Genomic DNA, 7717 nt, shown 5'->3' with positions numbered 1-7717 from the left:
AAAATGGCTTCATTAACACCATCTTCAGGTGATATTTTTACCGCCACACCATCACGGACATGAACTTTAAACGGACAACGACTGCCACAGTTCACTAAACACGCGCTATAGCGGATCTGCTCTTCGCTTGGGGATGATTCACTTTTCGCTGCGAGTGCATTAAATGGCAAGCTAATTGAACTGGCGGCCACCGCAACGCCAGAAGCCGCGGCTGAGCTTTGAATAAACTCGCGGCGTGTAAATAGTTTTTTTATTATTGATGTGGACATAGACCCTCCAGTATGTGAGTCTATTATCAATAACAGTGGCTATTTTCTCCTATGATCCCCATCAATTAAAGAGAGATTACCGGTAACATTGGCCAAAAAACCGAATTAATCACTAATGAAAATCATTATTGTTACCCATTTCACACTCTGATGTTCCAGCTTATAGCACTGGCAGGACAAGCCGCTCGACACTGCCCACAACCATTGCACAAGGCAGAGTCTACTGTTGGTTTTTGGTCTGGTAAGCATTGAATCGCTTGGCTCGGGCATTGCTCGACACAAAGTTCACAATAGCCAAATAAACGACTATGGCACGCATGAGAAAAGGTCGGTAATAATTCGGTTTGAGTGGCAGGCTGCAAAGCGCCTGTCGGACACGCCTTGGCACACTCACCACAGAGCTGGCAATGGTGATAATCCACACATAACTCTGGCCATTGATCGTGGCATTGAATCACAGAATTAGGGCAAGCCTCAGCACACAAACCACAACCATCACATACTTCACGAAACAGCCCTTCGGCAAGTGCACCAGGGGGACGAGGAATGGTACGTTTTGGTAAGTGATCAGCTTCTTGGTAGGCTGACTTACCACGAGCCAGCATATTACGAAAAAGATCACGTCGACTAACATTACGGGGAGCATCACTCATAATAAACGGTCTTAAGTGCAAACAACACCTTCATAATAGCTTGAAAAAAAGCAAAGCAAAATACACCTTTCACTGCTCGCTTAGCTCAAATAACAGATCGAGCCACTTAATCAATAAGGCGACTATATAGCTTCGACTCGATTACGGCCATTTTTTTTGGCTTGATAAAGTGCGATATCCGCTCTTTTGATGGTTTCTTCAATCGAATTTTCTGATTGTTCTTGCCAAAAAGAAATCCCCATAGAGACCGTCAAGTACCCCACTTGGGTAAATCGATGAGTCGCAATCGTTCTGCGTAAACGCTCCGCGCTGTCTTGGCTATCAACCAAAGAACGGTGAGGAAGTATGATGAGAAATTCTTCGCCACCTAATCGATAAATACTCGCTTCATCTGGCCAGTAAGCTTTCATAAGCTCGGCGATTTCTATCAAAACCTGATCGCCTGCATCATGCCCATAGCGATCATTGACTTTTTTAAAGAAATCGATATCAAGAAACACAAAAGATAAAGGGTAAGGAGCCAACGCAATAGAGGCGAGTTCTTTTTCTAATCTTCGCCGATTAAACAGTTGCGTCATGGGATCGGTTAAACTGTCTGAGTGCAGTTGCATTATCGTATCGGACATTAAACTAAAGGTTCGGATAAACGTCGCGGTTAGCTGCTGAGCCTCAAAATACCACGGGCTTATTTTTTTCAATTCTAAAGCCGCATCCTCTTTGTCCTCAAAGTGGTTTACTAGGCGAGATAATTGCCACAGTGGCTTAGCAATATAAGTGGCTGCAAACCAAATACTGGCTAATGTAGCGATACCAATAGGAAGAGAAGTGAGAACAACATTCCACATTTGTTGGTTCAAACTTTCCAACGTTCGTACTTTCGGGCGTTGTACAATCCCCCCCCAACCGCTCAAATTAACTGGAGCGTATCCAGTCAACATCTCGATATTTTGACTATTCGTCACTAACCTTCCGCCGCTAATACCTTGTGACACCAAATTTATCGCGGCATTATTCTCAATGACTTCTCCAATCCGAGCTTTCTCAGGATGAGAAATCAATGTTCGGTTTTTATCGACAATATACAGGTATGAGCCATCTCGATAGGCATGATCACCCAATAAACGGGTTAAAAAGTTCATTTTTTCCAAGTAAATATTGCCAGCGATATAACCAAGATAGTGCTGTTGATCATCAAAGATAGGCAATGAAATGCTGATCAGATAGTTACCGGCAGGAGAAATGAATGGATCGGTAATGAGTGGAACTCGGGCATTGAGTGATTGTAACTCTCGCTCTTGACTTAATTTAACCCCTTTAATACTTATCGTTTCTGGCGCAATAGCAGCTATCACACCGTCGGCACTCACCACGACAACTGAATTAAATAAGTCAGATTGCTCTTTTACTCGCTTAACCTCAACCATGAGGTCGGAATCTGTAGCCATTTTATCTTTTAAAATCAAGCTACTATACTCTAACTGCTTGAGTGTATCTGCAAGAAAGCTGTCTGCAATATCAGACATTTTCTTGGCATACACTCGATTTGATTCAATGGTTTGGTTAATCAGTAGTTCTTTTTGAACATGGTAAGTAGAATAAAATAAATTGACAAAAGTAATCGCCACCCCTAACACGCAAAGTAATAAAATCAGCTTCTGAAGATTTAAATGGCTTTTACTCGTGATGTTCATCGATTCACTTTATCTCATGATACTCATGGCAATTGACGATCTGTACCCAAACAGCTTGGCTGTTGTCGCTAATTTATCATTAACTTAACCATTCAACCTAATTTTTATCTATACCCAAACAACTTGGAGTTGCAGGTAGGCGGCAAGTGAGTGAATCCCCATGAGCATAGACTGGCTATGTGATTGGGATGAAAGAACGTAGCCAACACCCCTGCAGCTTCAAGTAGGAAGGGTATATCCCTATATACCCAAACAACTTGGCGTTACAGGTAGGAAGGGTATAAACCGTACCGCTCATCAAGAGGAGTGTTCCTGTTTGCATGGAAAACCAATGAGCTAAAATAATGGCAAACATCTAATGATCTTGTCATACCTATTTAACTTAGATAGCATCCAAATGATAACCTCTTATTTTAAATATTATGATGCGAACACGAATTTTACCTCTTATTGCCATCGTATTTAGTCTCTTTTTTCTTATTGACTTACAGCGCGCTCCCTCAGAGGAGACGCCTTTAGACTATCAGCAAGTCAAAAGTCACGCAGAACAAGGCGATCGCAACGCGCAATATCAACTAGGTCTCATGTTGCTTGAGGGACAAAGCGTTGAAGCCGATCCAACCAAAGCATTGGACTGGTTTCATCAGGCTGCACAGCAGGGAGATCCGCAAGCACAATATCAGATAGCACGACAATTCCAACGCGAGTATGAGTCTACTCAGATGGTGGCGGACGCTAAGCAGGCCTTACAATGGCTCAAAAAGGCAGCGAATGGTGGCAGTAGCGCAGCACAAACAGAATTGGGGCGCTGGTATGTCAATGGCCTATATACAGAAGATTGGATTGTATGGGTTGATGTTGAAGCCGCGGAACAACTATTTCGACAAGCCATTGAGCAAGACAATAACGATGCACGTTATGAACTGGCACGTTTGCTAGAAGCGAATCCTAACCTAGTTCAAAAGGGTGACAAACTGGCTGATCTCTATCGACAACCGGCCGAAGCGGGCAATGCCGATGCACAATATCAGCTTGGGCGGTTGTACTTTGAAGGCAAGGGGGTCGGGAAAAATCACGACAACGCCTTGGAATGGATGCAAAAAGCAGCGCAGCAAAAACATGCCCATGCGGAGTTCGTTCTTGGGTCTTACGCTGAGCAGTCGGGACAAATACAAGAGGCGATAAACTACTACCAAAGGTCAGCGGAACAACAATTTGCGTCCGCACATGCAAAACTTGGCTTTATCTATTTTAATGGAGTCGGTATCGATAAAGACATCAAACAAGCGGAATTTCATCTGCGAGAAGGTACGCGTTTGGGGCATCAGACAGCTAAAAATTATCTAGTGCAGCTACTTGCTGAGCAAGGAGACGCGGAAAATCAATTCTATTATGGCCAGCAACTTAACAAAACCTTTCGACAACGAACCCGTAATGGCCAAACCGTGCCAGATATCTTTCAGCCTTTTACGTGGTATGAAAAATCGGCACTTCAAGGTTATGCACCGGCTCAAAATCTACTCGGTTTGCATTATACTTCCAGTGATCCAGAGCTATCATTCGAGTGGTACACCAAAGCCGCCCAACAAGGCTTTGGCCCCGCAATGTGGAATCTGTCGTTCCATTATGCTCGGGGCGAAAACGTCGAAAAAAATTGGGTTACGGGAAAAATGTTGCAGCTCGTTTCTGACCATCATCGGTCACATCAGGGTTCGTCTGGATTAGATCGGTTCAACCACTTAATAATTCCTGATACGGTTTTAACTCCATCACAATTAAACCAGGCAAAAACGTTAGCCAATCAGTGTATTGCGCGTAACTATGTAAACTGTTTCTAAGTAAGCTGTCTCTAACTTCGCTGTTAGACTAGAAAACCGGCATATATACCGAAACAACTTGGCGTTGCAGCACTGTTGCGACGGTATATGACCCTCTTAGCGAGTGATCTCCAACACCCGCCCGATGATTAACGCTGGCATACTGGTCAAGAATAGCAACTGTGCCAAATTTAACCATTCGCCAAAATTGCCAGGTGGACTGAAATAGAACAGCATTGCAAGCAACAAAGTGAGGTAGATTAACAAGGAAAACATAATCTGCTTGTAAGCTTGAGTGCGATTCTTCATCGTAGCAAAAGCAATAACGAACACCAATGTCGGAACTAAAATGCGGCTCAACATCGAGAGAAATCCAATATCGAAACTCGCCACCATGACATTCATCGCAGTAGTGATAATAAATGCACCAAGACCGGACAATACGATTCTTGGCCAACTCACCGTCACAGCATTATAGTGATTAAATAATGTTTCTAAGCGATGATCGAGTGAAGAAAATGTCGCTTTAATAACCTGCTTTATACTGCCACTTCGAATAGGAGTCGGAGTCCAGATATGCTCATGCAGAGCGTCAACGCAGACGTAATGAATGAAATTCCTATCCATACCCATACGCTTAGTGTTTTGTTTAGCAAAATGGCGCACATCATTATCGATTTCACCGAGCATAAGTACGGTGATGCTCACACTGTGCAAGTTGTTTTTACCTAACTCAAAACTTGCGACGACTTTTTGTCTTACGGCGTTCGCATACTGGATCAGTAATGCTTTATTGGGCCGTGGATAATTCGCGTCGGTGATTAGTATAATTTGGGTGTTTAATCCGTCAATTTTGACCAATATACGTTTAGCGTATTGCTGTAGTTCTCGCAATGCTGGAATAGCGATTTTATCCGGTGACCAAATGATCGCTTCCCCACGCTGAATCACTGACTGCGTTAACTCGCCACCCACAATAGGAAGACTTTCAAGATGCTGGTCTCGCTCATGAAGATAGGCCAAAAAATTCGCCTCCCAGCTATCCGGTTCACTTTGCTCGAGGCGACGCTGCCAATCCTCTTCATTGGGCAGATCCAAGTCATGCTGATCGGCATCGATCAACAAGGAAAAATTCTTCTCGACTAACAAACGATCGAGTACTGCACGTTCGAATATTGTTTTATTCATGATCATCCTCGTTGAACATTTAATTAACGTCACGCATTCACGCTAGGATGAATTTAATCGGCATAACTGACGATGCGCAACGTGCTCATTCTATAACAAACGTTCGAAAAAGAGTGCAACTGCCGACATACAAAAATGGAACTCACTGACGTTTACAGCTCAAAGCGCTCTCGATGGCTCTACCAGATTTAGCAAATTGGGTGATGCAGATTGATGGATCTGATGTTAAAAATAGGGCTTAACGACATCATCTGTCGTTAAGCCCATCAGAGCCACAGCATCAATCCGTGTCATTAATGTGTGTAATTGTTAATTATCATCACCTCGTTCAATCAAGCGAATACAGGGGTGTCCACGGTTTGCCTTGTTGGCCTAACCGGCTCTTCAAACTGAGGGGTTAAATCGAGGGTCTTCTGAAAAAGAGGGGCTAAATGGCGCTGATGGCTGACCATCAGAATGACGCTATTGGGTAACGTGTCACGTAACTTTTTAATCAGTAAATAAGCGGTTGGCTCATCCAAATTGCTGGTTGCTTCATCTAAAATCAACGTTTCTGGCTGCACCACAAAGGCTCGCGCTAAGGCTAATTTTTGTTGCTCGCCCCCAGACAATCGTGCTTGCCACTCTGCTTCTTCATCTAATTTTGATGATAAAAATTCCAACCCAACGGCTTCTAATGCCTTTATATAAGGCTGATTATCCGCTAACTCTGGATGTGGATAACTTAAACAGCTTCTCAAGGTTGAAGTGGGTAAGTACGGTTTTTGTGGCAAGAGCAATACGCCTGCTGGCTGAACTTGGTATTCTCCTTGGTAAAATGGCCATATTCCCGCTAAGGTGCGTAACAGTGTCGATTTACCTAACCCACTCGGCCCTTGGATCATCATTGATTCCCCCGCCGCCAGTTGTAAATCTAACTCAGAAAGCAGCGCTGAGCCGTCAGGGCGTAAGATCGAAAGTGCTTGGCAACGAATACCTTGACCTGGCTGTTGATGCAATGCAGGCCGGGAAGCATCAGTGGCTAAATGTTCACATCGCTCCATCGCTTCAACAAACTGCCCTAAGCGAGTCACCGTCGCACTCCAACGCGTGAGATCATCATAACGAAAAATAAACCAACTCAAAGAGGCATAAACCTTCATGAAAGCCATTTTTACCTGAAAGAGCCCACCGACAGTAATCACATTTGCCATCAATGCCGGTATAGCCGCAAAATAAGGTACCATTGCCGCTATTTGATGGTAAGTATTCACCACTAATCCGAGTTTCTTTTCACGCGCCATTAATGCTTTCCAGTTGAGTGCAATGTCGCTGAATCGTGAATCAAGCTGGGCTTTTTCTCGCTGCTGTCCTTTCATTAGTGCGATTTGTTCAGCACTGTCTCGACTACGCAATAAATTAGCACGAAAATTGGCTTCTCGTTTTTGTTGTTGATAGAACAGACGATGTAACTTATGCCCAAAAAAATGGGTCACTCCCGCACCAATCACAGAATAAAGTAAGGCTAACCATAATAAATACCCTGATAGTTGCACACCATCAAATAACGGTAAGAGAAAGTCGCCCGATAAACGCCATAAAATAACGCTAAAAGCACTCAAGGTCGCCACGCTTTTAACCAATCCAATGATTAAAGAAAGCGTGTCAGTCGTTAATAATTTGATATCTTCTGCGATGCGTTGATCTGGATTATCGGGTTCATCCCTTAGGGTAAGGTGGTAAATATTTTGTTGGCTGAGCCAACGACTGACAAACCGTTCCGTTAACCAAGTTCGCCAACGCAGCTCTACCCATTGTTGCAGCCATTTAGCGTATACTGTCATCACAACGACTAAGGCAACAATGCCGATAAACTTCAACAATAGATCATAAATAAGTGGCCCATCCAAGGCTGCTAAAGCGTCAAAAAATGCTTTATTCCAGCTATTGAGCTGTACCATCACCTGAACCAACAGCAAAGATAAAGCGATCGTGATCAGAAAAAGTAGCCAGCTAAGTACACTGGCTCGGCTCAACCAATACGGTTTTGCAATCATTAAAAACTGTTTAAAAATTAGCATAAATTCACCAGAATTAACGAGCGCTGGCCAACAGCGAGC

Annotated in this window: 6 protein-coding genes; 1 reads left to right on the top strand and 5 read right to left on the bottom strand. The window is 43.6% G+C overall.

Translation table 11 applies throughout. The annotated features are described in order from the left end of the window. The 3 genes from B7C60_RS18960 to B7C60_RS11350 all read right to left on the bottom strand — a co-directional run. On the bottom strand, positions 1-269 hold a 269-nt coding region (locus B7C60_RS18960), incomplete at its 3' end, for a twin-arginine translocation signal domain-containing protein (protein WP_245869236.1). Positions 270-409: 140 nt separating this feature from the next. Then, positions 410-922 (bottom strand): ferredoxin-type protein NapF, encoded by a 513-nt coding sequence (napF, locus tag B7C60_RS11355; RefSeq protein WP_099611755.1) that lies wholly within the window; start codon positions 920-922, stop codon positions 410-412. Between the two features lie 122 nt (positions 923-1044). Further along, positions 1045-2613: a sensor domain-containing diguanylate cyclase gene (locus B7C60_RS11350; protein WP_099611754.1), complete on the bottom strand. Its 1569-nt coding sequence runs from the start codon at positions 2611-2613 to the stop codon at positions 1045-1047. Positions 2614-3035: 422 nt separating this feature from the next. On the opposite strand from B7C60_RS11350, the gene B7C60_RS11345 reads away from it, so the two are divergent. Then, positions 3036-4451: a tetratricopeptide repeat protein gene (locus B7C60_RS11345; RefSeq protein WP_099611753.1), complete on the top strand. Its 1416-nt coding sequence runs from the start codon at positions 3036-3038 to the stop codon at positions 4449-4451. A 96-nt stretch (positions 4452-4547) separates the two neighbouring features. Here B7C60_RS11345 and B7C60_RS11340 read toward each other — a convergent pair whose 3' ends face one another. Together B7C60_RS11340 and B7C60_RS11335 are read right to left on the bottom strand one after the other, a co-directional pair. After that, complete coding sequence (locus tag B7C60_RS11340; RefSeq protein ID WP_099611752.1) at positions 4548-5618, bottom strand: hypothetical protein; 1071 nt, start codon at positions 5616-5618, stop codon at positions 4548-4550. Between the two features lie 332 nt (positions 5619-5950). After that, positions 5951-7678, bottom strand: a complete 1728-nt coding sequence (locus B7C60_RS11335) for an ABC transporter ATP-binding protein/permease (protein WP_099611751.1) — start codon at positions 7676-7678, stop codon at positions 5951-5953. Positions 7679-7717: the final 39 nt, after the last annotated feature.

It is taken from the genome of Vibrio fujianensis (genome assembly GCF_002749895.1).
GTDB lineage: Bacteria > Pseudomonadota > Gammaproteobacteria > Enterobacterales > Vibrionaceae > Vibrio > Vibrio fujianensis.
This window is presented reverse-complemented; position numbering and strand designations above follow the sequence as displayed.